The sequence below is a fragment of the Brevibacillus sp. BD137 genome (assembly GCF_041644655.1).
GTDB lineage: Bacteria > Bacillota > Bacilli > Brevibacillales > Brevibacillaceae > Brevibacillus > Brevibacillus brevis_D.
This window is the reverse complement of the sequence record NZ_JAOTNO010000015.1, coordinates 51,176-78,097: the sequence shown is the minus strand read 5'-3', so window position 1 is coordinate 78,097 and position 26,922 is coordinate 51,176. Positions and strand designations below refer to the sequence as shown.

The following is a 26,922-nucleotide window of genomic DNA, read 5'->3' as shown; positions in this document are numbered from 1 at the left end:
AATGGAAAAGACCTGACACAAGGTCAGGCCTACTTCTTATCATCCATGCGCAATACAGCCATAAATGCTTCTTGTGGTACCTCTACGGAACCGACAGACTTCATGCGCTTCTTTCCTTCTTTTTGCTTTTCGAGCAGTTTACGCTTACGCGAGATGTCCCCGCCGTAACATTTAGCAAGAACGTTTTTACGCAACGCACTGATCGTTTCACGAGCCACAACCTTGTGTCCGATGGTCGCTTGAATCGGCACCTCGAATTGCTGACGTGGAATCAATTCCTTCAGCTTTTCGCAAATGACTTTACCGCGAGCATAGGCCGTATCTTTGTGTACGATAAACGACAGAGCATCCACCACTTCGCTGTTGAGGAGAATATCCATTTTCACCAACTTAGAAGCTTTGTAGCCACCCAGCTCGTAGTCAAAAGATGCATATCCTTTTGTTCCGGACTTCAGCATGTCAAAGAAATCGTAGACGATCTCGGACAATGGCATGTCGTACTTCAGCTGCACGCGGTTCTCACCCAGGTACTGCATGTCAAGAAACTCACCGCGTTTACCTTGGCACAACTGCATAACATCACCGACGTATTCTTTCGGCACCATCACTGTCGCCGTAACGTAAGGCTCCTCGACCATTTCGATCTTTTGTGCTTCCGGCATTTTGGACGGGTTGTCGATTTCGAATACTTCGCCGTTCGTTTTGGTAATGCGATAAATAACGCTCGGCGCGGTCGTAATCAAGTTAATGTTGAATTCCCGTTCGATCCGCTCCTGGATGATCTCCATGTGCAGAAGTCCCAAGAAACCACAACGGAAACCAAAGCCAAGTGCTTGGGAAGTCTCCGGCTCAAACTGCAGGGACGCATCGTTTAGCTGGAGCTTTTCCAATGCATCGCGCAGATCGTTGTACTCGTTCGTTTCGATTGGGTACAAGCCGCAGAAAACCATTGGGTTGATCTTGCGGTAACCAGGTAGCGGTTCAGCTGCAGGGCGATTCGCATCTGTAATGGTATCCCCCACACTGGTGTCTCCCACTGTTTTAATGGAAGCAGCTACGTAGCCTACATCTCCAACCGTTAATTCTTCTACTTGTGTTTGGCGTGGTGTCGATGTACCGATTTCGGTTACTTCGAACGACTTGCCTGTCGCCATCATTTTGATTTTCATACCCTTTTTCAAGGTTCCGTTAATGACACGGATGGAGGCAATAACGCCACGATACGCATCAAAATAGGAGTCGAAAATCAAAGCCTGGAGAGGTGCATCCGGGTCTCCCTCTGGAGCAGGTACTTTTTGCACAACAGCTTCCAGTACTTCTTTAATCCCGATACCTGCTTTGGCAGAAGTCAGAACCGCATCGCTGGCATCCAGACCGATCACGTCTTCCACTTCTTGCTTCACGCGCTCAGGCTCTGCGCTCGGCAGGTCGATTTTGTTGATGACTGGGATGATCTCCAGGTTGCTGTCCAACGCTAAATACACGTTAGCCAATGTCTGGGCTTCGATCCCTTGTGCCGCATCCACGACGAGGATAGCTCCTTCACAGGCAGCCAAACTGCGGGATACTTCATACGTAAAGTCGACGTGTCCAGGGGTGTCAATCAGGTGGAGAATGTACTCCTCACCGTCATCTGCTTTATAGTTCAAACGCACGGCATTGAGCTTAATCGTAATCCCGCGCTCTTTTTCCAGCTCCATCGTGTCAAGAAACTGGGCTTCCATCTCACGTGCAGTCAAAGCACCGGTCAGCTCCAAAATGCGGTCTGCCAGCGTCGACTTTCCATGGTCAATGTGGGCGATGATGGAAAAATTTCGTATCCTTTTTTGTCTTTCACGACGATCCATGTGTTGTTCGTTCCCTCCCACGCGAATCCATTCAAACGTTCAGATTGCGCCTCGCAAAAAATACACTAACAGTAATTATAACAAACCGATGATATAAAGAGCAACCAAAGAGAATCAGGCATTTGCCTCCTTTTTCTCGTATCCAAACTTTTCCTGTGCTAAAGTGGTAAATAGCATGGAGGTGGCTAAGCATGAATCCACAGCAAGCCGACTGTTTGGGCTGTCGGTTGGCCCATAGAATCGTAGAATCACATATTGTCTTGGAAAACGAATGGGTAACGTGCCTTTTGGATATCGATCCTTTTTCGGAAGGTCATGTACTCATTCTTCCGAAACAGCATTTCGTAGAATGGATAGACTTGGATGAATGTACGATGCAAAAGGTATGCGAGGCAGTCACATCTCTGTCCCACGCCCTTAACAAGTTGTACAAGCCCGATGGCATCACCATTTGTCAAAACGGCGGTGCTTTTAACGATCTGAATCATTTTCATATGCATGTCAACCCCCGTTTCCGTCATGACGGGTTTACTTGGAGCGATCCGCTACATGAGCATGGAGCTGTGAACCGCTTGGCCGCTACACGTACAAGAGTGGCGGAAGTATTGATCGCCCTGAGCACAAAGAGAGAAACGGAGAATGATCAAAGTGAATAGCGTTGACTCTTGCTTGCATTCCTTAACGATACCGGATATTCCCGGACTCATTTCCTTATCTGATTCCGTTGGCTGGGATTACGACGAATCGGAAATTCGCACAATTCTGTCTATCGGAACCGTCTTCGGTCACAAAGACGCGAATGGCACCCTCCTTTCATGTGCGGCTATCATTCCGTACGATGACAAGCTTGCGAGCATCGGTATGGTGATTGTCCATCCCTCGTCGCAAGGCAAAGGGTATGGTCGCCAGCTCATGAAGGCGTGCATGGCGTCTGTTTCTACGGATACATCGATCATGCTCATTGCAACTCCAGAAGGAGAGCCATTGTACAAAAATCTCGGGTTCCAAACAGTGGATCGTATTCGAAAGTTTATAGCTGAACGCTTTGTGCCTGAAGCACCTCCGCAAAACGAAGCGAATGACGAATTTGAAATTGCACCAATGGAGTTGGACGATTTCTCGAGCGTGGTTGAATTAGACAAAGCAGCATTGGGTAGCAGACGCACTCATTTTCTCGAGACACGCATGAGACAAGCAAGCACCTGTCTGGTAGCCAAAAATCCCTCCGGCAAGGTCATCGGATATGGCTTCGCCGTACAAGGCCCGGTCAATCTTATCGCAGGGCCGATCGTCGCAGAGAATGCTGGTATGGCTGAAAACCTCCTGTACAAGCTGACACAGCATCATACCGGACGTGTGCGAATAGACGTGGATGAACAAGCAGCGTTTCACACTTATTTGGAGCAAAACGGCTTCACACAGGCTTCCCATCCCCCAGTGATGGTTGCGAATGCGAATAGCCTACCTCGCCGTAATGGAACGTACTGGGCGATAGGTGCTCAAATATACGGATAGACATGAAAAGCGAAAAACGGACCTTCTTTTCGGCAAAGGTCCGTTTTGTCATTCTCACTTTGTTTTTGATCGATTTTGAACTTGTTCCAGCACTTTTGGTGGAAACAGTTTTTGCAGGCTGCTCTGGTAGTTGTTGCCGTCCTCGGGCATTTGGAAGTCAGTAACCCGATAAGCATTTCCAATGTAGACAATTTGAAAGACCATCGGTGCACTGAGCGCGGAAGAATGGCTACCCGTTATTTTCACCCAAGCGTATACGGTTCGCTTCGCAGCATCTGGCGCTTCCACTCCAAGCAGCTCAACGTTTATCTCTCGATATTTTCCCAGCCACCCCAGCTTGACGCTTTCCGTCTCTAAATACTGCTGAATGATAGGCCCAACCAACTGACGGTTCGCAGGTGCTATCCCTTTTTTCACCTCGACAAAAACTTGTCCGAAATGTTTGCCTCCTGATCTTGCTTCCAGCTTCCATTTCCCCGGTTCAGGCAACACAATCCCTGATGGAAAATGACCATCTGCATCGTATAAGGGGTCCATAACCTCGTAGCTGCCCAATGACAGACGGGTCCCATCGGTGTTGTAAGCAGTAATCTCTACTTCTTGGGCGTAGTCCCCATTCAACAGCCATATCACTCGCTGCGTCTGCCCTTCGTAGAAACCGTCCTGATCTGTCATGATGCGTACAGGCTTTTCTCCCAAATAAGAAAAGGACTGATTTTCGTAAGTGGAAGATAAAAAAGGTGACAGCTTCCACAAATCGGCTTCGACGATTTGGCCACCTGGCAACAAGGAAGGTATTTGTGTCTCTTGTTGTGGTGGTATTATCACATGCTGTGCAGATTGTCTCTCCTCCTGAATGGGAAGCCCAAACCACAAGAGCAAGCCCATCGTCAGCACAACGCCCGGCAAGGCTAACTTCCTCCAGCCAGTCATCCACCCAGTCCCAGACCTCACCCGCTGCCGCACTCGCTCTTCCATCGATGCAGTGAACTGTACATCACGAAAAATGGTCTGATCTGCCCGTTCCTTTAAATCCGTGAGCCATCGGTTTTCGTCCATTCCCAGTCCCTCCCCTCTCCCATACTCTGTCGTAGTTGCTGTCTTGCCCTATGCAACCGAGTTCTGACTGTTCCCTCCGTTACTCCTAGCACCTCAGCCACCTCTTCGATGGATAAATCCGCATAGTAATGAAGGGCAATCACTTGACGATAGAGCGGAGAAAGCTGCAACACTTCCGCAACGAGCTGGTCCTTCTCGGCTTGATCGAGCACAAGACTTTCTGTAGAAAGCTCCCCATCCTGTCTCATCCACGAGCGGGGAAGGATATGGCGGAACGACCAAGAACGCAAATAACCATTGCACTCATTAACCGCGATTCGATATAACCACGTGTGCACACTGCTCTCCTGCCGAAAGCGTGGAAGATGCCGATACACCTTAACAAAGACATCTTGGGCAATATCCTCTGCCAAGCTGCGATCTTTGACCAGAAAAGTGACGAGTCGAAGCACGCGGGTCCCATATTCCCTCATGATTTGTTCAAAAGCAGCATCTGTCGTTGGCTGCAATTTTTCCAAGGGCGTGACCTCCTTCACTCGCATTCACTGGTTAGATGCAGCAGCGGACGTTTTGTTACAAAGTCGAGGAAGAAATTTTTTTCGCCAAAATTGTCCAGCGGGTAGCTCCACCCGGTGTCCCGACAGGCTCAGCGACCGGATACCCACCATGCTGCCAACGATCCATATCATAGCCCTCGTCCGCTTGACTCGGCTCGAAGTCTTGCTTATGGAATACATTCTCTCTGCTATAGATGACGCGAAAGCCTGATCCTTCCAATAACAGCTCAAGCTCTGTAGGCAAAAGCAATGCCATCTCGCGTTCTACGCGATACCTCGGCTGCTCAATCTGATCAAGAAAAGTCTCATAAGTAAGCGTGTAGCGGAACTTTTGATCCAAGAGTGAGGTTTCCCCCTCCACCTTTTGATACACCATGCGATCCGGGAAAACGAATTTGCGTTGCATCGTTGCCCATTGATTTTTTACTGGCGGCAAGAGTAAGTCAATTGCCACTGTTCCGTCCTCCGTTATGTAATCGTGGATGACCGAAAGCAATTGACGTTGCTTGTCTCTACAGGTGGCCTGCTGAAATATCCCTTCTGGAAGAAGCACATGCGTAAATTGCTGACCTAGCTCCAGCTCCCACATATTCTGTTCTACCAGCTCCAGCAGTTCTTCGTTCCCTTTTAATATGCGCCGTTTCTTTTTGGTGGCCAGCTCCAGCATATCTGGGCTCCAATCGACCCCGCAGACGGGCAAGCCATTCCGTGCCAGCTCAATGGCAATTCTCCCTGTTCCAACACCCATCTCCAGCACAGAAACCGGTGATTGCTCCGCTTCTCGCAGCAACCAGTTTCGATAAAAAGCGATGCTAGCCTTTCCGGCAAACTGATCGTAATACGTAGCTTCTACGTTCGTGTACTTCGTTTCAGGAAGCGGCAAGTGCCGTCCTTCCTCATTCATCTCACATTCCGTACACACGGAACCTGCTAAATGAGGAAAAGGCACTCCAGGCGGGACGCCATTTTTCGTATCACCTAGCCACTCGTCGTAACGGAACTTGCATTTTCTGCAACTATAAATAGTCATAATGCTTTAATTACCTCCTGAAGATTCCTTACTTCCCCCAGACCGTAAGAGAGGGAGCTTGATATGACTCGGATACTGGCTGTCATGATAGACACGTTGCGAGGCGATGACCGTCTCGGTTTCCGTTGCCAGATCATTGCCTGTATTTGGATTTGGGAACGAGAAGTTCTCGGCACCTGAAGTAACCGAGACGCGAATGCGGTGCCCCCTCCGGAAGACGTTAGCGATCTTGGTCATTCGAATCTCATAGCATTCGATTTGTCCTGGGACAAGTAGCTCGGGCTCCGTAAACGAGTGACGGTAGCGCGCGCATATAATCCCGTCCGATAAACGAATCGAATTGCCTTCCACATCTACATCACACAGCCGCACCAGCCAATCTGTATCCCGCTCTGAGCTGGATGCATAGATAACAGCCGAGATCTCTCCCGCGATGACGACCTCCTCTTCCAATGGCTCCGATGTGTAGACAAGGACATCTGAGCGTTTTTCCACATCACGATAGTTTTCCGGAACGCTGTTTTCATTCTCGGACAAATCCAGCAGATAAGGTGCTGCGTCTAGCGGATCATAGCTGTACGTATCCACCGCCTGTTCATCTGGGATGGACAGGGTCAGTGTTCCATCTCCGCCGCTCGTATTGGCGTTTCCCCGACTGCTCAGATACAGATTCGTCAGTGTCGTCTCCGCTGGCGGCCAAGTCTGCGAGGTCTTCCATTCGTTTTCTCCCACCATGTAGTACTCGACACGCGGCTCTTGATCGACGCCATTTTCCACTCCTTTTAAATAACGGTCAAACCAGCGGAGCTGTGTTACGTCCAGATCGTAACGGATGGCGTTGTTTCCGAAGGGCACATGATGGATTTCTCGCGTCGTATTCGCCTTGTGATACCACGGCCCCAAGATGAGTCTGGCGTGCTCTGGTACATTTCGTGAGACAACCTCCCACGATTCGCTCGTCCCCATCCCATTGTCGTCATACCAACCTGATACGAGGAAAGCAGGCACCTTTACCTGATCCGCATGCCGTTTCCAGTCTGACATGGCCCAGAACTCGTCTCCGTCCGGATGCTCCATCCATTTTGTCCAAAACGGGATTTCTTTCCCTAGCACTTTCTGCGGGATTTCCTTGATCGGACGCACCCTGATGACCTCACTCCAGTCATCCCGGGAAAGAGCTGCAACATTTCGCCGTTTCTCTGCCATCATGAAAATCCATGACAGACCACCAAGGATCGTTCCCCCTTTGCGCGGGATGTCCACATAAGGCGTTCCTACTGTCACGTAGCTAAAAATCGCCTTCAAATGTGGATTTCCGCTTGCAGCCGCAGCCCATTGCACATACCCCACATACGATCCGCCGAGCATCCCGATGCTGCCATCCGACCACTCCTGACTCGCGATCCAGTTGAGGCTGTCGTCTCCATCATTGCGCTCATGAACGAGTGGAATCCACTCTCCCTCGGAATCCTCTCGTCCGCGTGTATCCTGAACAACCAGCGCATATCCGCGAGCTACAAAGGGTAAACGGCGAAAAATGCCATCCATCCGTCCATAGGGAGTGCGGATGAAAATCGTTGGAACTCGCTGTCCTTCCGCCAAGCCCGCAGGCAACCAAACCTCGGTCGCCAAACGAATGCCATCTCTCATCTCTACATCATGCCTACCCAAATGATGTACGCCATAGTTAACCTCGGACAGCAGAGGGTCCTGCCACATCGTAAGTGGCGTCAAATTCTCCCACCCTGTTTTCGCCAATACGACACTATCACCGCGACCTGTCAACACAAATGCGATGACTTCGTTTTCACAAATGATCAGGTCAATTGGCTGCGCCGTTTCGCGTACTGCCCAGATCCACGCTTGCTTTTGCCCTGCGGGACCCGTTCCTTCGATGGATAGATGGCGTTGGTAGTGCCCTCCGTTTTCCAAAAATACGACTTGTTCGCTCTCCCAGTCGATTCGCTCACATTCCAGCAGCTTTTGTGCCAGGATGAGGAGAGGTAACTCGTAGGCTGCTTCCCCTTCAATCAGTTGTGCAAATAGCCCCTCAGCCGCACCACCCTCATCCCAACCTGTGCTTCGATGCCAAACTTCCCCATCCTCAAAACGTATATCAGCTACCTTGATACCAGATTGATAATAACCAAAAGAAACTAGTGTAAAACCAGTTTGTGCCATCCGGCATTCCTCCTGTTATCTAATCTACTTCCACACTTGCTGATACACTCTGAGGAAATTGCCACCCAAGATTCCTTCGATTTCTGTATCCGTGTACCTACGCTTCATCAGTTCACGCGTAATTTCAGGAAGAGACGCATGACCTTTTACTACGTCAAATGGCATTTCTTCGGTTTTGGCAATCTTGTCCAAGGGCAAATATTTCGTCAAATCATCGCACAGGTCTAGGCCTATACCGATGTACCTTGCTCCAACAAGCTTTTTCATATAGTCAACATGATCAATCAGTCTCTCGATAGTTGCGTCGGCGCTGTTAGCCGCTGTGAACATGCTAAACGCATTCAACCCGACAAGTCCGTCCTTTTCTGCAATCGCTTTAATCTGCTCATCTGTCAAATTGCGCATCGTCGGTACGACTGTCCGGCTGTTGGAATGAGAAGCAATCACTGGCTTTTCAGCGATTTCCATTACGTCCCAGAACCCTTCGTCATTCAAATGGCTCACATCGATGACGATCCCCAGCTTTTCCGCTTCTTCGATAAGACGCACACCGAAATCGGTAATGCCTCCTTTTTTCCCTTCGCGCACCGTTGCAAAAAAACTGCCGTCCCCAACGAAATTGCGCCCACTCCAAACCAGCCCCATCATCCGTACCCCGAGCTCATAAAAGACACGCAAGAGACTCAAATCGTTATGCAGCGGCTCTGCCCCTTCCAACGACAGAATGAACGATACTTTTTGCTCCGCTCTTGCCCGTTGCAAGTCATCCAAATTTTTGGCGATGACGATGTGCGCGGGTGACTCTGACGCCTCTGCATGCATAGCGCTGATCTGGCTGAGCGCCTTGCGCAGACTCATCTCCGGTACAAAAGCATCCTCGACGAACACGGCTGCCACGATGGAATGCACGCCCCCCTGCTGAAACCGTGGCAAATACTCCGTCTCGATCATTTTGGTTCGACCGTATCCACGCTGAATCTCCACATCCATCAGCAGATCAAAATGCCCATCCAGAACGTGAACACCGTCATGAAATTTGCGCGCCTGTTCTCTCGTTACTTCCGTCATACGAGTCATCTCCCATCTTGTTCTATGGATTTTTCTTATCGAGATAGTTGTAAACCGTGAATTTGGATATATCCAACAAATTCGCGACGTATCGCACGGCTCCTTTGATCAATAAGAGAACCTTTGCATCTAACAGGTAAAGCCCCGACAGTTGGAGCGAAGTTCTTTCCGCTTTTACTGCCGTCGACTTAACAAAAAAGGACGCCGACTAGGCATCCCCTCTTATGAAAATCAAAGAAACTCAACTTGTCCCCCGTCAGTTGGCTCCACTTATTACCTTCTGGATAGATGGCTTCACACGGATCGCTTCCGAGTAGAAATATACATGCTTTTTCCCAGTAATAGGATGGGTCGTCACTTCTGTCTCTACTCCGAAAACATCCCGAATCAGAGTGGGTGTCAAGACCTCCTCTGGCGTCCCTGATGTAACGATTTCCCCGTCACAGATCACGTACAGACGATCACAGTACATCGCTGCAATATTGAGATCATGCAACGAGGACAACACCGTAATCCCAAGATTTTTAACCAGATCCATCACCTGCAACTGGTATCGAACATCCAAATGGTTCGTCGGTTCGTCAAGGACAAGGAACTGGGCTTGCTGCACCAAAGCTCTGGCAATTAACACCCGCTGCTTCTCCCCACCCGATAAACTGAAAAAGCTGCGATCGGCATATGTATGCATCCCTACCCGCTGTAGTGCTTCCTCACAAATCTGAAGGTCTTCTGCGTTATCAGACTGAAACAGTCGTTTATGCGGAGCACGTCCCATGTTCACGATTTCTGTTACCGAAAAATCAAATTCAACAGAGGACTCCTGCCGTACTGCCGCCATTCGCTGAGCATTTTGACGCGAGGTTAGCTTGTATACGTCGTCGCCATCCAGTGAGATCCATCCCGAACGCGGCTTCAGTACCCGATAAATACTTTTTAGCAATGTGGACTTCCCACTACCATTCGGCCCGATTAGTCCCACAAACTCTCCGGAGCACACCTCCAGACTGACGTTGCGCAGGATTCCCTTTTTCTCCAGTTCGACCGATATATTCTCAACCTGCAAATTCATCGTCCGCTACCTCCAAAGGAATAAGAACTCCGCAACATCAACCAGATAAAGAATGGACCACCACACAGCGCTGTCAAAATACCGATCGGCAGCTCTTCCGGTGCAAATGCAAGCCTGGCGACTACATCAACCCAGATGAGAAATATCGCGCCAAACAAAGCGCTGACAGGCAGGACACGTCTGTGATCTGATCCGACCATCACACGGACAATATGGGGCATCATTAATCCGACAAAACCGATTGATCCCGCGATGGACACGATCACCCCGGTGAGTAGTGCCGTGATCACCAGGAGAAGCTTGCGGAATTGTACGGTATTAACCCCCAATGTCCCCGCTGACTCCTCGCCCATCAGCATCGCATTGAGCGAGCGGTATTGGGCCATTAAGACGATGAGACAGATGACGACAATCAACGTAGGGATCGTCAGGTACTCCCATTTGCCGCCAGCCAGACTGCCACTTAACCAAAACAGCACCGTCCCAATTCCATGCTCATTCGGCGCTGAAAACACAAGGAGACTGGTAATGGCCGACAAGATCGCAGATATCGCAATTCCAGCCATGAGCAGGCGTACCGTCGAGTTTTGTCCTCCAATACGGGATAGCGTAAAAATGAGAATGATAGACACGAGGGAGCCTGTAAAAGCGCCAAAGGTTAACGCATACTGCCCGTACATGCTGAATGCTCCGAAAATAATTACGGAAGTAGCTCCAACGGAAGCACCTGATGATACGCCTAACACATATGGGTCAGCCAGGGAGTTGCGAACCAACGATTGGATCGCTACTCCCACGACAGACAGACCTGCTCCGACGATCGCCCCCAAGAGTACACGCGGGAAGCGAATATCCCAAATAATTGTTTGCTCCCCTTTGGACCAGTCCACCTCAATCCATTGGGTCAACATCGGAATTTTTGATAAGGCGATTTTCCATACCGTAGTCGATTTAATCTCCACCGATCCCAGCGTGACTGCGAACGTAATCGAGAGGAAGAGTCCGACCAATAAAGTAATGATGATAGAAGGTAACTTGATCTGTTGCAGTGCTATTCCCTCCCTTAAAAGGGGCGTACTCTATTTGAATTTATCCGGGTAGAGTCCTTCCGCCAAAATTTTCAGTGCAATCGGTGCACGAACGCCTTCAGAAGCCGCAGACAATGGCAATACCATCAGTCGTTGATTTTTAATCGCCGGAATATCCGCCATTTCCTTTTTGGTCAAAAGGAAATGACGTTTTTGCTCAACAGTTCTATCCCCGTAGTCTACGATAATAATCACGTCTGGATTGCGACTCACTACTTGCTCCCAACTGACCTCTGCCCAACCCTTTTGAATGTCATCAAAAATGTTCTTGCCGCCAGCAGTCTTGATTAAGGACGTCATGTAGTTGTTGGCTGCCGTGAATGGCTTATCTTCCCCGTTGTCGTACACGAACACTTTAAGTGGCTCGTCCACCTTGCCGATTTTGCTAATCGTTTGATCCATTTCACTCTTCATTTTATGGATCAAATCATTGGCTTTGTCCTCCACACGGAAAATGCGTCCGATGTTCGTAATATCCGCGAACACATCGTCGATCGTTGGACCAGGCTTGCTAGACGATTCTTGCAGATAAGATTTGATGCCGACCTTTTCCAAATCCTGCATCGATCCTACGCCCTTTTCGCCGAAACCGCTTTTCCATCCGGCGTACACGAAGTCTGGGTTCGCTGCCAACAGCACTTCTTTCGTAGGATACTTGTCAGACAGTACCGGAATCTTGTCGTAATCTGCTTTTAACGCTGGAAGGATTTCATCGTCCAGGTAAGCGGTTCCGACCATTTTATCAGCCAGGCCCAATGCCAGCATGATTTCGGTTACGTGTTGGTTCAATGTCACGGCACGCTCAGGTGCTTTTGGATAGGTCATTTCGATACCATTATTGGTGAGTGTTACAGGCTTGCTCTCTGCTGCTGGAGCAGCGGTTTGTTCTGTTTTGGCTGGAGCCTGCGTTGTCGTAGTGGAGCCGCATGCCGAAACCAAAAGCATGGCAGCTGTCATGATACCGAAAGCTAGTCCTTTCATTACTGTATGTGCTTTGATTGCATGAAACATCTGTAATCCCCCTTTTTTTATAAATGTTGTAGTAAACCAATTGCATCCACAAAAAAGCACCTCCCATTTCAATCGGGAGGTGCATGACAAACGTAGATATAGCCATAACAGGCGCAAAGGCGCCCTTTCATAGACTGTTTCCACATCTGCCCCATCCTCGTGGGTCGATTGTAAATGATCGCATGGCAGGTCTCCTGGCTTACGGATCAACACACCCAGCTACCTTCCCATTTTTTGTCTCGCAAAAAACAGTGGCTATTCGCTAGGCGCTCCTCGTTACAGTGGCGGGACCGCGCCGGTTTCTCACCGGACTTCCCTTTTAAGCTGACGGCATATGCCATCCAGCACCATTCGATACGTATTCAATTTTTCCAACTTCTTTATTGGTTGATAGAAGTCAGTTTTTTCGGGAACTGCGTGAGTATTTCAACGCCTGTTTCCGTAACCAATACATCGTCTTCAATCCGAACGCCGCCTACTCCTGGCAAATAGATACCCGGCTCGATGGTAAAGACCATTCCTGGACGAAGCACTTCTTGGTTCTGGCTGTGAACAGACGGATATTCATGTACATCCATCCCTAGTCCATGCCCAAGGCGGTGCATGAAGTATTCTCCGTAGCCTTTTGCGGTGATAACATCGCGAGCGGTTTTATCCAAATGCGCAAAAGTCACACCCGGACGAATCTCAGCAATTGCCGCTTCGTTGGCAGCCAATACTGTCTCGTAAATTTCTTGTAGCTGGGGACTGATCTCGCCTACAGCAAAGGTACGAGTAATATCGGATACATATCCGTTCGCAGCTACCCCGATATCAAACAAAAGCAAGTCGCCTTCTTGCACCTGGCGCGTTCCTGGCTTCCCATGTGGCAAAGCGGACTTCTCCCCTGCCAATACCATGGACGTAAAGGATGGACCTTCTGCGCCCAAGCGCTTCATCTGGAATTCCAGCTCAGCTACGATTTCTGTCTCGGTCATGCCTGTTTTGACTTTTTTCAGGGTCTCCCGCAAGGAATCCTCGACCAACTGAACAGCGTGCTTCAGACGATCCACTTCATCCGGAGATTTGATCAAACGCATTTCACGCAGTGGCTCTTCCACGTCCACATAGCTCGACGCCAGAACAACTTGTCCAAGTGCTTCATAGCGCTCGACAGTCATATGACTTTTCTCAATGCCGAGCTTCGCGAAGTTCGCTGGCAACACTTGCTTGAGGATTTCATACGGGTTTTGGATATCCGTATGTGTATGGATATCTTGAACGAACGAAGCCTCTGCTGCTGCCTCACGATCAAGAGCAGGTACAATTAAGGAAGGCTTTCCTTCAGCAGGAATAACAAGACCCATAAAACGTTCATGTGGGTCAGTAAAAAATCCGGTCAAATAGTAGACGTGCTTGGGAGAGGTAATCAACACCGCGTTCAGCTCTTGCTCTGTCAAAAACGTGTGGAGCTTCGAAATGCGCTCTTGAAACAACTTCTTCACCCTGCTTTCACCAATTATTCTATTGCGAGAATACCACTTCCCCATCAAAAAAAGAAGAGTTCAATTGCAAAATCTACTTCGGATCGGACAACCTAAGGGTGGGGTGAAAACAAAAATGGAACAAATACTCGTCCATCAGGATGGCAAGCAGTTTGCTTTTCACATATCGGGGAAAGGTCAGCCGTTATTGTGTATCCATGCGCCATGCATCGGCTCTATCAATTTTGTTTATCAGCAAACACTCGCAGATACTTATCAGCTCATTGTCCCTGATTTGCCCGGACATGGTGACAGTTCGCCCATGGAGAAGCCCTATTCTATTGGGGAATTGGCAGAACGACTCCATAAGCTGATCCCGTCTCTCGGCATTGAGCGTCCCTTTATTTTGGGGTACTCCCAAGGTGCTTCTATCGCCCTTGAATATTGCCTTCGCTATCCTGATCATGCGCGAGGCAGTATACTCGTGAGCGGTTTTTCCGAAGTGAATGACCTGTATTTGCATGGACGATTTTGGATGGCCCGGGCGTTGTCGATGCTTCACGGAGTTCCTCTTCTTGCCTGTTCCATTGCTTCCTCACATGTCAATAACCCAGAAATGCGGGAAAAATGGACGGCGCACGCCTCCAAAACAGATCCCACCAGCTTAAAATACCTTTACGCTGCCGGACATCGCTATCAATGTACAGAGAGTCTGGGCAACATCCAGCTTCCGATTTTACTTGCCTATGGCGGACAAGATAAACGTATGCATCATTATGCGCAAATGCTGACACTGAAATTGCCAAAGGCAAGACTTGAAATGATCCCTAACGTAAAGCATCAAGTCATTACGAAAGCTGCTCCTGTACTCAATCAGTTGTGCCGCACCTTCATGGAAGAAGGATAAATAAGAAAAGACAGAAGGACGGTATCTCCATTCCCTTCTGTCTTTTTGCAATTGGACTAGCTCTTCATCCGCGGGTCGAGTGCATCACGCAAGCCGTCCCCGATTAAGTTAAAGCCGAGAACTGTTAGCATGATAGAGAGCCCTGGAAAAATAACGGTCCATGGTGCTTTCTGAATGTACTGACGTGAATCAGCGAGCATTTTTCCCCATTCTGGTTCTGGCGCTTGTGCTCCCAGTCCGAGAAAGCCAAGTGCAGCTGCTTCAATAATTGCTGTTGCGATCCCCATCGTCCCGGTCACAATGATTGGGGCGAGACTGTTTGGCAAAATATGCTGCATGATAATCCGGGAATTTTTCATTCCGATTGCCCGTGCGGCCATGACGAATTCCTCTTCCTTTAAGCTCAATACACGGGCGCGTACTAACCGCCCAAAAGTCGGAATGTTAATAATCGCAATGGCAATCAAGGCGTTTTGCAAAGATGGCCCCAAGATGGCAACCACAGCGATTGCCAAAAGAATACTTGGAAACGCAAGCATAATATCAAAGAGACGCGAAATGATCGTATCGATCCATCTGCCATAGTATCCTGCCAAAAGACCAAGCAAGGTCCCTACGAGAACGGAGCCAATGACAGAGAACGTCCCTACCCACAAGGAGATTTGTGCCCCATAAATAACGCGACTAAATACATCACGACCATTGTAATCTGTTCCAAACCAATGCGCTTCGGAAGGTGGCTTGTTTTTCATCACGAGCTCGCCTTTGTCGTACGGATACGGAGCAATCCATGGAGCTAGTACCGCCACAACAATGAAAAACAAAATGATCCCGAAGCCCACCAACGCCAGCTTGTTTTTTCGTAGCGTCCTCCATGCATCCTTCCAAGGAGAGACTACTTCTTCTTGCTTCATTTTTAAAGGTACTACCTGATCTTGTGGTTGTAATTGTGGTTGTGCCATGTCTCTTCGTCCCTCCTTAGCGATATTTGATGCGCGGATCGATATAGGCGTACAGAAGGTCGACCAAGAGATTGATCAGGACGAAAATCGTCGCGATTACAAGGATACCGGATTGGATAACCGGATAGTCACGGTTTCCAATGGCGGTCACAATATAGCGACCAACTCCTGGCCATCCAAAGATCGTCTCTGTCAAAACGGCTCCACCCAGCAGCAACCCTGTTTGCAAGCCAATTACCGTCAAGACAGGGATCAGGGCATTTTTCAGCGCATGCTTGTACACGACCCAAAACTGTGTCAGCCCTTTTGCGCGAGCGGTTCTGACATAGTCGGCACGCATGACCTCTAGCATGCTCGAACGAGTGATACGTGCAATGATCGCCATCGGGATTGTACCTAACGCGATTCCTGGCAGAATCAAATGCTTGATAACTTCCCATAGCTGATCCCATCGACCAGCCATCATCGTATCCAGTATATAAAAGTGCGTAATAGCCTCTATGGGATTACGCGAATTGTCGCGACCAACTGATGGCAGCCATTTCAGTTCTTGGGCAAACACCCATTGCTCCATCAAACCTAGCCAAAAAATCGGCATGGATACACCAACCAAAGCGATCAACATCGCACAGTAGTCAAACCAGGAGTTTTGCTTCCACGCTGAAAGAATCCCTGCATTTACACCGATAAACACCGCAATCAGCATGCTCACAATTGTAAGTTCAGTCGTCGCCGCCAAATAAGGCATGATTTCATCTGAAATCGGCGCATTCGTTTGCAATGATTCCCCAAGATTTCCACTCAAAATATTTTTCATATAATCGAAATACTGTATGTACCACGGATTATTCAATCCCAATGCTTCTCGTATGTCTGCAATCGCTTGTGGTGTTGCCTTTTCTCCCAAAATCGTCAAAGCCGGATCACCAGGGATGGCACGAATAATGGAAAAAACGATGATTGACATGCCCACTAAGACAGGAATGAGCATCAAAATTCTTCGAATGCTGTAAGCTAGCAATGCCATCTCCTCGCCTTCCTGCATAAAATAATGGCTAAATGAATGAAAGGAGGGTAAGAAGAGGTATGCACTCCTCTTACCCTTTTCCGATGAATCAGCTTACTTGAAGTCTACCTTTTCCAAACTTTCAGATCCTTTCGGATGCGGGTTGTAGTCTACGATATTCGCTTTTCCTGCCAATGCTGGTGTGGAGTGTGCCAGCGGAACCATTGGTACATCTTTGAAAATGATCTCTTGTACTTTTTTGTACATTTTTTCGCGCTCTGCTTGGTCTGGAGTGGACTGCGCTTTCATCATCAATTGATGTGCTTCTTCGTTTGCCCAACGTGTATAGTTGTTGCTTCCGATGTTGTTTTTGTCGAGCAAGACAGCCAAGAAGTTGTCAGGGTCGCCATTGTCACCTGTCCAACCAAGCATGAACATTTCTTGCTCACCCAAACGAGTCTTTTCCAAATACGTTGCCCATTCCATCGTCACGATCTCAGCATCAACCCCGATTTTCTTCAGGTCTTGCTGGATTGCTTCTGCAATCTTCACACCCTCTGGCATGTACGGACGTGGAACTGGCATTGCCCAAAACTTGATTTTAAAGCCGTTTGGATGTCCTGCTTCGGCCAGCAATTGTTTTGCTTTATCGAGGTTGAACTCACGATCTTTAATATCGTTGTTATGTCCCCACATCGTTTTTGGCATTGGGTTGACTGCTGGTTCTCCAACCCCATCGAAGAAGGCTGTTACGATTTCAGGTTTGTTAATTGCATAAGCAATGGCTTCACGAACCTTTGGATTGTCGAGTGGCTTCTTCTCTACGTTGAAGCCGATGTATCCGATGTTATTAGTAGGACGCAGGAAGAGTTGCAGGTCTTTGTTGTCTTTTACTGCTGGGATATCATCTGTGTTCAGACCATCCATCAAGTCAATCTCACCAGATGCCAAAGCAGTCAGACGTGCCGTGTTTTCCGGAATGACCTTAAACACAAGTTTATCGAGCTTCGGATATCCTGGGCTCCAGTAATCAGGGTTTTTCTCAAGTGTGATCGTGTCGTTGCGCTTCCACTCTACAAATTTGAAAGGTCCTGTACCGATTGGATGCTCATTGAATTTCTTAACATCCTTTTTCAATGCCTCAGGCGAGCCAATCGCGAAAGGAGACATTGCCAAGTTCGCAAGGAATGGAGCCAACGGACGATTCAACGTGAATTTTACAGTGGTCGGATCGACTGCTTCTACAGATTTGATAATGTGAGTCGCGTCACCCTTGTACCCACCAAACTGGCTCACGTAGTACTCGAATCCCTCTGGTGAATGCTGTGGATGGCTCTTGTCGCTCCAGCGCTCAAAGTTGTATTTAACCGCCTCTGCATTGAAATCAGTTCCATCGTGGAATTTCACGCCTGATCTCAGTTTCAGCGTATAAACGAGACCATCAGGAGTCACTTCCCATTTCTCGGCCAACGATGGAGCGAGCTCTGTTGAACCATCCGCGAAGCCAATCAATGTATCCATGACGTTCTCCGTTACCTTAAATGTCTCACCATCTGTTTGCGTAATTGGGTCAAGCCCTTTTGTGTCTGCACCGCGACCGATGATTAATTGCTTCGGTCCAGTTTTTGCAGGCTCAGTTGCAGGTGCCGGAGTTTCTGTCTTTGGTTGTTCTGCCGGCGCTTGTGTCGTTGTGCTAGAGCATCCAGCAATCAGCATGGCCAGCGCTACTAGGCTGGTCATGGTTGCGGAGAGAACTCTTCTCTTCATGAAAACATCCCCCTTTTTCAAATAATGTTCGCATGTTCCTTTTTGGTAGATAGTCGGTTGATACAATACCTCCTGCTTTGCATCCCCCCCTTTACAAGACTTCCTATTCGGCAGGCAAGCTCCCTTTTGTCGATTAGGACTTGTATAAGTGACAAGCAACAAAGTGACCATCGCCTGTATCCGCAAATTCTGGGCGCACAGTACGACACTCCTCTGTCACATGGGGACACCTCGTATGGAATGTACAGCCACTTGGAGGTTTTGCAGGGCTCGGTACATCTCCCTGGAGGATCACTCGTTCTCGTACTGCATCAGGGTCTGGCGAAGGTACAGCCGAAAGTAATGCTTTCGTGTACGGATGGAGCGGATTGGAATACAACTGGCTACTCGTCGTCAGCTCGACAATTCTGCCAAGGTACATCACGCCCACCCGATCGCTGATATGACGCACAACGCTTAAATCGTGGGCAATGAACAAATATGTAAGGCCGAATTCGCGTTGCAAATCCTGCATGAGGTTGAGCACCTGAGATTGAATGGACACGTCCAGTGCAGACACAGGCTCATCCGCAACGATCAATTTGGGTTTGAGCATCAGCGCTCTTGCAATTCCGATCCGCTGCCTCTGTCCTCCACTGAATTGATGCGGATAGCGGCTCGCGTGATAGCTGCTCAAACCAACGATCTCCAGCATTTCCTGCACGCGCTTTTTTCGCTCTGCCGAAGAACCCAAGCCATGTACAATCAAAGGTTCTTCCAAAATCTTCTCAATATTATGTCTAGGGTTAAGCGAAGCAAATGGATCCTGAAAGACAATTTGCATGTCACGTCTCATCTTTCTCATTGCATCTGTGGAAAGTGACATGACATTTGTCCCGTCAAAGTTGATTTCACCAGAGGTCGGTTCAATCAGTCGCAGCAAGGAACGCCCCGTCGTGGACTTTCCACAGCCACTCTCACCTACCAACCCCAAGGTTTCACCACTCTTAACGGTAAACGATACGTCATCTACCGCCTTTACGACACCTACTTCCCCTCCAAGAACACCGCCTGTGATTGGATAGTATTTTTTTAAATTTTTTACAACCAGAAGATCTTCAGCCACCTGCATGCTCCTCTCGGGTTATTCGGTCAGCCAGCAGCGGGAAAGGTGATTGTCCCCTACCACTTTTAATTCTGGCATCTCACTGCGGCATCGGTCTGAAACTTTATCGCATCTAGGTGCAAAACGGCATCCGACAGTAAGCGAACCCGGGATCGGGACGTTGCCTGGAATCGAATAGAGACGCTCCAGTGATCCTTCCAGCTTCGGCAACGAATTCAACAAGCCGATCGTATAAGGATGCTTCGGATTTTTTAAGATCGTACGGACATCGCCTTGTTCAATCACGTTGCCTGCGTACATCACCACGACACGGTGACACATTTCCGCAACGACCCCAAGATCGTGGGTAATGAGGAGAATGGATGTGTCAGCTTCCCGGTTGAGTTGGCGCATCAGGTCCAATATCTGCGCTTGAATCGTCACGTCGAGCGCAGTAGTAGGCTCGTCTGCAATCAAAAGCGCTGGATTGCAAGCCATTGCCATCGCAATCATGACACGCTGCCTCATGCCTCCTGAAAGCTGGTGCGGGTATTCATCGACAATCGCGTCCGCTCGAGGAATTCCGACTTTTTTCAACATCTCAATGGCCCGTGCTCTTGCGTCCTTTTTGCTCGCTTTCGTATGTAATCGGACTGATTCTCCTATCTGGTCTCCAATCGTAAACACTGGATTTAAAGACGCCATCGGTTCCTGAAAGATCATCGCAATTTCATTTCCGCGGATGTCTCTCATTCGCTTTTCGTCGACAGATACGAGATCCTCCCCCTTGAATTTAATCGAACCTCCCACGATTCTCCCTGGGGGATTGGGTACTAACTTCATGACGGAAAGGGAGGTAACGCTCTTTCCGCAGCCGGATTCGCCTACGATACCGACTACTTCTCCTTTTTGTACCGTGATCGTCACGCCATCAACGGCAGGGATTTGGCCGCGGTCCGTGAAAAAGTGCGTTTGCAGGTTTTCGATTTGTAGGACAGGATGTGACACGTGGCTCACCTCTCTCACCGAAATATACTTCCAAAATAGACCTATCCATAGACATTATGTCATTTATTCAATTTTTTCGCAACACAATAAATTCTAACTATTACCTTTTTACTGACTAAAAAGAATGTTTGACTCGCGCTTGAAAATTATGTAAAGGAATTTTATGATAACCCTTTCATTGTTGATGTAGCCTCACTTGCACTGTTTAAGCAGATCTCATGAAGCATCAGTGGCCAAATGCAAAAGACCCGCTTGTACGGGTCTTTTGTCACTGGGGCTTTCTGCACCCCTTCTTTTTGCGCGTAAACCATTTTCACGGTTCAAAAAAACTCCCTATCCAATCGACAAAACTCTGCGCTCCACTTTTAATGCTTCCACCCAAAGTCAAACCGATCCGACTGACATAGTTGACCATTTCCTTCGGATTGGCAGTCTGAACCTGCTTGCCCATTACCGCGATCTCTACTTGTCCTTGATCCACTTTTTTGATGGAAAAGGTTTGCGCCTGCCCCTCTGGCACCCCACTCACCTTGGATATTCCACGCTCAGCCGTTTGCAATCCCAAAACTACCCCGACCAGCAAGATGATTAACAGTCCAGTTAGCTTCATCGTCACGTTCATGCCCGTCACCTCTTTGCAGGCTCGTCAGAAACTGGTTTGCCTACTTTTTCAGCTTGCTGATAATAGGCTGCGAAAACATCTGCCAATGCTTCTGCCGTATTCCTGCTTTCCTGCACGCTGTTTTCCGTACCACCTATTTCTATTAACAGGCTTCCCGGGGAGAGTGACTGATTATACTCGCCATGATCCGTTTTTGCGCCTTTTTCCATCACGCCACGCGAAAGCTCTGGGTACATTTTTTCCATCAACTCATGTAGCTCTGTTGCAAACGCCTCATTTTTCTCGTAGCTTTTGTTTCTTTTTCCGATGACGAACAATACTCTCCCATACGTTTTTCCTTTGATCGTGACCGTCGTACGCTCTCGTGGGGCTGTGTCTCGATGCAGATCGAAAAAGTAGTACAGTTCCTTGTTTTTCTCTGTTGCCGCTTTGACCACTTGCAAAGATTCCGCGTAGGAAAAGGAGTAATGCATTTTTTTGTTCAAAAGCTGTTGATAGATGTCGTCGGTGCTCACATCGGAACCAATACCTCTGTCATTCAACGCTTCTGATAAGTACTTGCTGATTAACGATATATTTCTCGTAGGATGATCGACTGAGGTTCCCACTGACTTCGTCTCACTAAACCACGATTCCCGGTTGTGCGAGTTATAGATGTAGACGATTTTTTTACCGTCCGTGATTGAATTGGGCAAAGGAGCTGGCTTTGCTTCACCTGACTTGGTGGTATCCTCCGGCTTTGGCTCTACGATTGGAACTACTTGCGATTGATCTGCTACCTGTTTTGGATGGGCGGGATACTCCAAATAAAAATCTGCGAGAGAAGCTCCCTTTCCCTGTACGACAAATCTGGCATCCTCTGTCGTCACCATCCCAGGTAGCTCCCTGCCTAGCAAGCTGCGCAAGTCTCCCGGTTGTATATTGGTTGCCAAGCGAAAGAGAAAACCCGTTACGCTATTCGTGCGATCATCAGCCTGTGCTTGTACGGTTTCGGACAAAACCGGAATTTCCTGTCCCATCCATCCCAAAATCGCCAGACTGGAAATATGAGAAGCTGCCTGTTGAATGGCGGAGGACGAAATTGCGATTCGGTTCCCGCCGAGCGAAAGCACTCCTGTCATGACAAACAGGAAGGCGGTTATAAATGAAAGAACAACGAATTGGCGTTGAATGAGGGTCGCCATCAGTCTCACTCCTCTAGCTGTAGCATGGTTGCACGTCGGGAGAACTTTCCCTTTCCCTCGTGCTTGTCTATGCTTTAGCTTATGAGGCTCATAGAGACGATAGAACCCTTTTCTAGCTTTTCTCTCTCACTCTAGCTTTTCATGACTTAGTGGGTATACGAGCCGCTATTTTCTTCATTTACGGCACTGTGCAGGGCGCGATTCAGGCCTGTTGCGATCACATTCGCCACTCCTTCAATAAAATCATCAATTTCTTTTGGCGTGACGACCAGATCCTGTCCAAGCGGCCGGAGGACCTCATGAATCAGTTGCCGTTTCTCTTCTTCCGGCAGTGAACCTACCAATCCCATGAATGTCTTACGGGATTCCAAGTCAGGCAAATCCTCTTCGGTATACGGTTCCTTACGCTCCGGCAGCGTACTCAATGCCAGTTTGTTAAACGCCCGCTTGCTCTCCACCATGGATTGTCCAAAATGCCCCAGCAAGTATGTAATCGCATCATTTACAATCGTGGAGGCAAAAACGACCGTAGGGACTCCTATCGCAATCACAGGCACACCAAGTGTCTCCTGATCAATCGCTTTGCGCTTGTTTCCGACTCCTGATCCAGGATGTATTCCTGTATCCGATATTTGAATCGTCGTGTTGACCCGGTGCAGCGCGCGGGACGCAAGTGCATCGATACAGATGACAAAATCGGGTTTGCTTTTTTCCACGACGCCAAAAATAATTTCACTCGTTTCTATACCCGTAATCCCAAGGACGCCCGGTGATAGCGCACTGACTTCCCGATACCCTTCTCCAACGGTTTCAGGCGCCAGCGTGTACAGATGGCGTGTAATCAACAAATTTTCCACAACCATTGGTCCAAGCGCATCGGGGGTCACATTCCAGTTTCCTAGACCAACGACGAGAGCCTTTTTGTCCTCTGTGATCCCCAGTTGCTTGAGAAACATCGCAAATTCAGCGGAAAATCGCTTGGCCACCTGCTCCTCAATCGATGTATCGTTATCCCGCAGCTTGGGCACTTCAATTGTTAGGTAATGCCCCGGGAGCTTGCCGATTTCCTTTCCCGCTTCCTCTGTTTCCACATGCAATCTCGTTACTTTCACATTGGGCTCGCTATCGTCAGCTTGCAGCCAAATGCCTTCAATATCACTCTGGTTTTGCTGCTGAGCAAGCTCGTGGGCCTCCAAGGCCAGATCCGTACGAATGGAATAACCAGACAAGTCAATGTTATGTGCCATGTTCATCAGCTCCTTTGATCCGAAGTGAAAAAAGTACTGACCATTTTGTTCCTGCTACTAGCTTGCTTGAATCCTGCATTTTTATTCCGAATCCTTTCTTGCAAATGGGTTCGCCCCATGCTAGAATTACTTTGTTGTATGACTGTATGTCTATGGTCGTATTAAGGAGGTGACACACATGCCAAACATTAAATCCGCGATTAAACGCACCAAAACAATCGAAAAGCGTCGCGCACACCGCGCTTCTCAAAAGTCTGATCTGCGTACTTCCATCAAGAACTTTGAGAAAGCTGTCGCTGCTTCCGATGTAGCATTGGCGAAATCTACTCTTCTGGTGGCTGTGAAAAAGCTGGACAAGGCCGCTTCGAAAGGTCTCATTCATAAAAACGCAGCAAACCGTCAAAAGTCTCGTTTGATGAAAAAGCTTAACGTTCTGAGCGCTCCTGTAGCGTAAGAGACCAAGCGCCAAAAAACCCCGTGAACATCTTGTTCTAGGGGTTTTTTACTATGAAAAATCGTCACGACTGTTTTGTTCGTTCGTCATGTGCACGTGCAATAAATAATTCGAGGGCGAGGCGCTTGTCCACTTGCCCTGACTTCATCCGGAAATCTTCTTCGGCCAAGATACCTAGCAGTTTTTTTAACGACTCCTCAGAAAAATGACGCGCTTGTTCCATTGCTTTTTTCACTGCGTAGGGATGCATTTTAATCATGCCTGCCACTTGTTGTTGTGAATAACCACGCGGGGCCAATTGCTTGACATGCAACAGCATGCGGAACTGCCTCGCCAAGAGAGCCAGCAGCTTGATCGGCTCCTCTCCTGTTTTCATGCAGTCGTACATCATCCTGAGTGCCTTGTCCAATCTCCCCGAAGCGACCTGTTCAATCAGCCCGAATACATCCTGCTCCAGCGTACGTGCTCCGAGCAGCTCAATGGCGTCATCCGTGATGCTTTCCCCCACCCCGACAAACAAGGCCATCTTTTCGATTTCCTTGTCCAGTAGACGCAGCTCGGCTCCTACTCGCTCCACAAGCTTCATGGTCTGCTGACGATCGATTTTCGCCTGGTATTTACCCGCTTGCCGCTCTACCCATCCGTACAAATCCCCGTCTTTTAGCAACGGAAAAGGGATCACTTTCGCTTTTTGTTGCAACGTTTTAACCAGCTTTTTTCGTTCATCGAGCTTGTCCGCTTCCGTATGTAGAATAAGCGTGGTGTAGGGAGACGGATTTTGCAAATAATCGAGCAGAGCATCTGGGTCACTTTCTACCTTCGTCGAAGGCTTACTTCCTGTTAAAAAGTAGGCTTGTCTGGCAATTACCAATCGATGCTCGCCCATAAACGGCAAGGTTTCCGCATCCTGCAGAATTTCACTCAATCCTGTTTCGGTGCAATCATACACGCTCATATTCAAATCCATAAATTCTGGATCAATCATTTCTTTACGAGCCAACGCCAAAAAATCTTCGGCCAGAAAAGACTCCGGACCGTATAAGACGTAGATCGGCGAGAATTGTTTTTGCCGTATTTCGCGAATAGCCGATAGGAGTGGCATACGTTTTCTCCCCTTCCTTCTTCTTACCTGCGTTATTATAGCACATGTTGATGAGAGCAAAGCAAAAAAAACCGCCACCAGTGAATCGGTAGCGGCTTTTTCATCCGTTGGCACCTCTATGTAAACGTTTAGGGAAAAGCCCCGGGATTCCTCCTCCCCAAACGGTAAGCAGGGGGTGCTTGATAATGTACTATACGCAGAATCCCCGCAAGCGGTGCCGGTCCATACGCGGAAAAAAGTTAGTCATTATCTTTATTTTTTTTCTTCTCTTTATTTTTTCCCTTGTCTTTCTCCTCTTGCTTGTCCCCGTCGTCGTCCTTTTTGTCATTAGCAGGTTCTTTGTCTTCTCTGTCCGGATTCTCATCCAGTCCGATCGGCCAGCCCGATGGTTGATCATCTGTCATTACTGGCGGTGGAGGTACAACTTTCTTCGGTGGCTGTGGCGGATTCGTTTTCTTCGGTGGCGGTGTCTGCTTTTGAACGTTCTTTGCCGGTGGCCTTTTACTCTTCGTCTGAGTAGCCGATTTAGTAGACTTTTTAGTCTTGTCCTCTTCCTCTTTTGAATTCGATGATATTGGATTATTGCTTGGAGGAGTGGGAGCATCTGGCCCGGGGGTTTTAGGTTGTTCCACGGCCGCTGGCGTCATGTCCGTTCCGTTCTGGAACGAATCGACTTCTTGCTTCTTACCATCACCGCCAGAGAAAAGCATGCCAACCATTAAGCTGGCTGCGACGGCTGTACTACCAAGACTAGCCATCCACACTTTCATCCGCTTCCACTTTTTTGATTCCGGCAGCGAAGACGACTCACGCTTAACTTCCAGAGTGGGCAGGATTTCCTCGTTCACCGTAGATTTAACCGCAGCAGGCTTTGCAGCGGCTGACTCCAGCTTGGGTAGGATAGAATCTACGATGCTGATCGGAGGTACGACAGGGGGTAGATGTTCTAATTGTTGTGACACATCTTTCAAACGGTTGTACATAAGCTGCAGGTCAGTATCTTTCTGGATCAAACGATGGAGTAGTTGCTGCTCTGACTCCGACAAATCACCATCCAAATCCCGCTGCATGAGTTCAAAAATCTCTTCGTTGGTCATCAACCGATCCCCCCTTTCTGGTAGTCGTACAACAGCTCCTGTAACTGTTGCCTAGCCCGAAATAAGTACGACTTTACCGTGTTAAGCGGCAAATCTAGTGCCTCCGCTATTTCTTGATAAGACAAATCCTCCAGATAGCGGAGTACTACAACCATTCGATATTGCTTTGGCAATCTTCCGATGGCTTCCTGGATGTCACTCGACAGCCCGGTGAGAAGGATTTCTTCCTCTACGTTGTTACGATCAGGAATGATCAACTCGTGCTCGTCAATTGAGACCGTTTCCTTTTTCGCGCGAAATTTATCCATACAGACGTTGCTAACAATGCGTTGTACCCAGGTAGAGAACTTTGCTTTTTCCTGATAGGTGTCCAACTTTCGATAAATTCGAATGAGGACTTCCTGGGAGGCATCGAGCGCGTCTTGTTCGTTCCCTAGAATATAATAAGCGCTTCGGTAAACGGAGGTCTCAATAGATCGAAGCAGTTCGACTAGCGCGTCATGATCCCCGGATTGCGCCATCCTGATCAACTCTGCTTCATGCATATTCTCTTCTCCCCCCTACAGACGGTTCGCTCATTGAAAAAGTTGCAAA

Annotated in this window: 26 protein-coding genes and 1 riboswitch; of the genes, 4 read left to right on the top strand and 22 right to left on the bottom strand. The window is 48.5% G+C overall.

The window, feature by feature from the left end:
• Positions 1-29: 29 nt before the first annotated feature.
• Positions 30-1,847 carry a translation elongation factor 4 gene (gene lepA, locus ODZ53_RS24885; protein WP_012685734.1) on the bottom strand — a complete coding sequence of 606 codons (1,818 nt, stop codon included), beginning with the start codon at positions 1,845-1,847 and terminating at the stop codon, positions 30-32.
• Between the two features lie 191 nt (positions 1,848-2,038).
• On the opposite strand from lepA, the gene ODZ53_RS24880 reads away from it, so the two are divergent.
• Together ODZ53_RS24880 and ODZ53_RS24875 are read left to right on the top strand one after the other, a co-directional pair.
• Entirely contained in the window at positions 2,039-2,503 is a 465-nt protein-coding gene (locus ODZ53_RS24880; RefSeq protein WP_372680806.1) for an HIT family protein, read from the top strand.
• Positions 2,487-3,362, top strand: a complete 876-nt coding sequence (locus ODZ53_RS24875; RefSeq protein ID WP_372680804.1) for a GNAT family N-acetyltransferase — start codon at positions 2,487-2,489, stop codon at positions 3,360-3,362. Before ODZ53_RS24880 ends, ODZ53_RS24875 begins: the two co-directional genes overlap by 17 nt.
• A 54-nt stretch (positions 3,363-3,416) precedes the next feature.
• Here ODZ53_RS24875 and ODZ53_RS24870 read toward each other — a convergent pair whose 3' ends face one another.
• The 10 genes from ODZ53_RS24870 to ODZ53_RS24825 form a co-directional block, all read right to left on the bottom strand.
• Positions 3,417-4,421, bottom strand: a complete 1,005-nt coding sequence (locus tag ODZ53_RS24870) for a hypothetical protein (protein ID WP_372680803.1) — start codon at positions 4,419-4,421, stop codon at positions 3,417-3,419.
• Positions 4,391-4,939, bottom strand: coding sequence for a sigma-70 family RNA polymerase sigma factor (locus ODZ53_RS24865; protein WP_372680801.1), 549 nt, complete (start codon positions 4,937-4,939; stop codon positions 4,391-4,393). Before ODZ53_RS24865 ends, ODZ53_RS24870 begins: the two co-directional genes overlap by 31 nt.
• A gap of 55 nt (positions 4,940-4,994) precedes the next feature.
• Positions 4,995-6,008 carry a methyltransferase domain-containing protein gene (locus tag ODZ53_RS24860; RefSeq protein WP_372680799.1) on the bottom strand — a complete coding sequence of 338 codons (1,014 nt, stop codon included), beginning with the start codon at positions 6,006-6,008 and terminating at the stop codon, positions 4,995-4,997.
• Between the two features lie 6 nt (positions 6,009-6,014).
• On the bottom strand, positions 6,015-8,189 hold the full coding sequence (locus ODZ53_RS24855) for a CocE/NonD family hydrolase (protein ID WP_372680797.1): 2,175 nt from the start codon (positions 8,187-8,189) through the stop codon (positions 6,015-6,017).
• A gap of 24 nt (positions 8,190-8,213) precedes the next feature.
• Positions 8,214-9,257: a dipeptidase gene (locus ODZ53_RS24850; protein ID WP_372680795.1), complete on the bottom strand. Its 1,044-nt coding sequence runs from the start codon at positions 9,255-9,257 to the stop codon at positions 8,214-8,216.
• Positions 9,258-9,279: 22 nt separating this feature from the next.
• Positions 9,280-9,393 carry a helix-turn-helix domain-containing protein gene (locus tag ODZ53_RS24845; protein ID WP_372680877.1) on the bottom strand — a complete coding sequence of 38 codons (114 nt, stop codon included), beginning with the start codon at positions 9,391-9,393 and terminating at the stop codon, positions 9,280-9,282.
• 120 nt (positions 9,394-9,513) lie between these two features.
• Positions 9,514-10,326 carry a heme ABC transporter ATP-binding protein gene (locus ODZ53_RS24840; protein ID WP_199928924.1) on the bottom strand — a complete coding sequence of 271 codons (813 nt, stop codon included), beginning with the start codon at positions 10,324-10,326 and terminating at the stop codon, positions 9,514-9,516.
• Entirely contained in the window at positions 10,323-11,381 is a 1,059-nt protein-coding gene (locus ODZ53_RS24835; RefSeq protein WP_483862223.1) for a FecCD family ABC transporter permease, read from the bottom strand. Before ODZ53_RS24835 ends, ODZ53_RS24840 begins: the two co-directional genes overlap by 4 nt.
• 24 nt (positions 11,382-11,405) lie before the next feature.
• Entirely contained in the window at positions 11,406-12,425 is a 1,020-nt protein-coding gene (locus ODZ53_RS24830; RefSeq protein ID WP_372680791.1) for an ABC transporter substrate-binding protein, read from the bottom strand.
• 167 nt (positions 12,426-12,592) lie between these two features.
• Positions 12,593-12,792: riboswitch (cobalamin riboswitch) on the bottom strand.
• A gap of 13 nt (positions 12,793-12,805) precedes the next feature.
• Complete coding sequence (locus ODZ53_RS24825; protein ID WP_372680875.1) at positions 12,806-13,900, bottom strand: M24 family metallopeptidase; 1,095 nt, start codon at positions 13,898-13,900, stop codon at positions 12,806-12,808.
• Between the two features lie 124 nt (positions 13,901-14,024).
• Here ODZ53_RS24825 and ODZ53_RS24820 point away from each other — a divergent pair, with 124 nt between their 5' ends.
• Complete coding sequence (locus ODZ53_RS24820; RefSeq protein WP_372680789.1) at positions 14,025-14,795, top strand: alpha/beta fold hydrolase; 771 nt, start codon at positions 14,025-14,027, stop codon at positions 14,793-14,795.
• A 56-nt stretch (positions 14,796-14,851) separates the two neighbouring features.
• Here ODZ53_RS24820 and ODZ53_RS24815 read toward each other — a convergent pair whose 3' ends face one another.
• From ODZ53_RS24815 to gpr, 8 genes are all read right to left on the bottom strand, one after another.
• Positions 14,852-15,757, bottom strand: a complete 906-nt coding sequence (locus tag ODZ53_RS24815) for an ABC transporter permease (protein ID WP_372680787.1) — start codon at positions 15,755-15,757, stop codon at positions 14,852-14,854.
• A gap of 16 nt (positions 15,758-15,773) precedes the next feature.
• Positions 15,774-16,784: an ABC transporter permease gene (locus tag ODZ53_RS24810; RefSeq protein WP_041749357.1), complete on the bottom strand. Its 1,011-nt coding sequence runs from the start codon at positions 16,782-16,784 to the stop codon at positions 15,774-15,776.
• 93 nt (positions 16,785-16,877) lie between these two features.
• Complete coding sequence (locus ODZ53_RS24805) at positions 16,878-18,530, bottom strand: ABC transporter substrate-binding protein (protein ID WP_372680785.1); 1,653 nt, start codon at positions 18,528-18,530, stop codon at positions 16,878-16,880.
• Between the two features lie 133 nt (positions 18,531-18,663).
• Positions 18,664-19,635 carry an ABC transporter ATP-binding protein gene (locus tag ODZ53_RS24800; RefSeq protein WP_343206983.1) on the bottom strand — a complete coding sequence of 324 codons (972 nt, stop codon included), beginning with the start codon at positions 19,633-19,635 and terminating at the stop codon, positions 18,664-18,666.
• 18 nt (positions 19,636-19,653) lie between these two features.
• Entirely contained in the window at positions 19,654-20,622 is a 969-nt protein-coding gene (locus ODZ53_RS24795) for an ABC transporter ATP-binding protein (protein ID WP_372680782.1), read from the bottom strand.
• Between the two features lie 313 nt (positions 20,623-20,935).
• Positions 20,936-21,244 carry a YqxA family protein gene (locus ODZ53_RS24790; protein ID WP_087349521.1) on the bottom strand — a complete coding sequence of 103 codons (309 nt, stop codon included), beginning with the start codon at positions 21,242-21,244 and terminating at the stop codon, positions 20,936-20,938.
• A 5-nt stretch (positions 21,245-21,249) separates the two neighbouring features.
• Positions 21,250-22,428: a stage II sporulation protein P gene (gene spoIIP, locus ODZ53_RS24785; RefSeq protein ID WP_372680780.1), complete on the bottom strand. Its 1,179-nt coding sequence runs from the start codon at positions 22,426-22,428 to the stop codon at positions 21,250-21,252.
• 146 nt (positions 22,429-22,574) lie between these two features.
• On the bottom strand, positions 22,575-23,675 hold the full coding sequence (gene gpr / locus ODZ53_RS24780) for a GPR endopeptidase (RefSeq protein ID WP_064200857.1): 1,101 nt from the start codon (positions 23,673-23,675) through the stop codon (positions 22,575-22,577).
• Positions 23,676-23,853: 178 nt separating this feature from the next.
• On the opposite strand from gpr, the gene rpsT reads away from it, so the two are divergent.
• Entirely contained in the window at positions 23,854-24,129 is a 276-nt protein-coding gene (rpsT, locus tag ODZ53_RS24775) for a 30S ribosomal protein S20 (RefSeq protein WP_012685714.1), read from the top strand.
• Between the two features lie 64 nt (positions 24,130-24,193).
• On the opposite strand, the gene holA is transcribed toward rpsT, so the two are convergent.
• From holA to ODZ53_RS24760, 3 genes are all read right to left on the bottom strand, one after another.
• The gene (holA, locus tag ODZ53_RS24770; protein ID WP_372680777.1) at positions 24,194-25,231 is read right to left on the bottom strand and encodes a DNA polymerase III subunit delta; all 1,038 of its coding nucleotides are present in this window, start codon (positions 25,229-25,231) and stop codon (positions 24,194-24,196) included.
• A 239-nt stretch (positions 25,232-25,470) separates the two neighbouring features.
• Positions 25,471-26,328, bottom strand: a complete 858-nt coding sequence (locus tag ODZ53_RS24765; protein WP_199928934.1) for an anti-sigma factor family protein — start codon at positions 26,326-26,328, stop codon at positions 25,471-25,473.
• Entirely contained in the window at positions 26,328-26,873 is a 546-nt protein-coding gene (locus ODZ53_RS24760) for an RNA polymerase sigma factor (RefSeq protein ID WP_372680775.1), read from the bottom strand. Before ODZ53_RS24760 ends, ODZ53_RS24765 begins: the two co-directional genes overlap by 1 nt.
• Positions 26,874-26,922 lie beyond the last annotated feature (49 nt).

Coding starts and splice junctions, on each gene's coding strand:
- lepA (WP_012685734.1), bottom strand. CDS start 1,847: ATGGATCGTCGTGAAAGACAAAAAAGGATACGAAATTTTTCCATCATC.
- ODZ53_RS24880 (WP_372680806.1), top strand. CDS start 2,039: ATGAATCCACAGCAAGCCGACTGTTTGGGCTGTCGGTTGGCCCATAGA.
- ODZ53_RS24875 (WP_372680804.1), top strand. CDS start 2,487: ATGATCAAAGTGAATAGCGTTGACTCTTGCTTGCATTCCTTAACGATA.
- ODZ53_RS24870 (WP_372680803.1), bottom strand. CDS start 4,421: ATGGACGAAAACCGATGGCTCACGGATTTAAAGGAACGGGCAGATCAG.
- ODZ53_RS24860 (WP_372680799.1), bottom strand. CDS start 6,008: ATGACTATTTATAGTTGCAGAAAATGCAAGTTCCGTTACGACGAGTGG.
- ODZ53_RS24855 (WP_372680797.1), bottom strand. CDS start 8,189: ATGGCACAAACTGGTTTTACACTAGTTTCTTTTGGTTATTATCAATCT.
- ODZ53_RS24850 (WP_372680795.1), bottom strand. CDS start 9,257: ATGACGGAAGTAACGAGAGAACAGGCGCGCAAATTTCATGACGGTGTT.
- ODZ53_RS24840 (WP_199928924.1), bottom strand. CDS start 10,326: ATGAATTTGCAGGTTGAGAATATATCGGTCGAACTGGAGAAAAAGGGA.
- ODZ53_RS24830 (WP_372680791.1), bottom strand. CDS start 12,425: ATGTTTCATGCAATCAAAGCACATACAGTAATGAAAGGACTAGCTTTC.
- ODZ53_RS24820 (WP_372680789.1), top strand. CDS start 14,025: ATGGAACAAATACTCGTCCATCAGGATGGCAAGCAGTTTGCTTTTCAC.
- ODZ53_RS24815 (WP_372680787.1), bottom strand. CDS start 15,757: ATGGCACAACCACAATTACAACCACAAGATCAGGTAGTACCTTTAAAA.
- ODZ53_RS24810 (WP_041749357.1), bottom strand. CDS start 16,784: ATGGCATTGCTAGCTTACAGCATTCGAAGAATTTTGATGCTCATTCCT.
- ODZ53_RS24805 (WP_372680785.1), bottom strand. CDS start 18,530: ATGAAGAGAAGAGTTCTCTCCGCAACCATGACCAGCCTAGTAGCGCTG.
- ODZ53_RS24790 (WP_087349521.1), bottom strand. CDS start 21,244: ATGAACGTGACGATGAAGCTAACTGGACTGTTAATCATCTTGCTGGTC.
- spoIIP (WP_372680780.1), bottom strand. CDS start 22,428: ATGGCGACCCTCATTCAACGCCAATTCGTTGTTCTTTCATTTATAACC.
- gpr (WP_064200857.1), bottom strand. CDS start 23,675: ATGGCACATAACATTGACTTGTCTGGTTATTCCATTCGTACGGATCTG.
- rpsT (WP_012685714.1), top strand. CDS start 23,854: ATGCCAAACATTAAATCCGCGATTAAACGCACCAAAACAATCGAAAAG.
- holA (WP_372680777.1), bottom strand. CDS start 25,231: ATGCCACTCCTATCGGCTATTCGCGAAATACGGCAAAAACAATTCTCG.
- ODZ53_RS24765 (WP_199928934.1), bottom strand. CDS start 26,328: ATGACCAACGAAGAGATTTTTGAACTCATGCAGCGGGATTTGGATGGT.
- ODZ53_RS24760 (WP_372680775.1), bottom strand. CDS start 26,873: ATGCATGAAGCAGAGTTGATCAGGATGGCGCAATCCGGGGATCATGAC.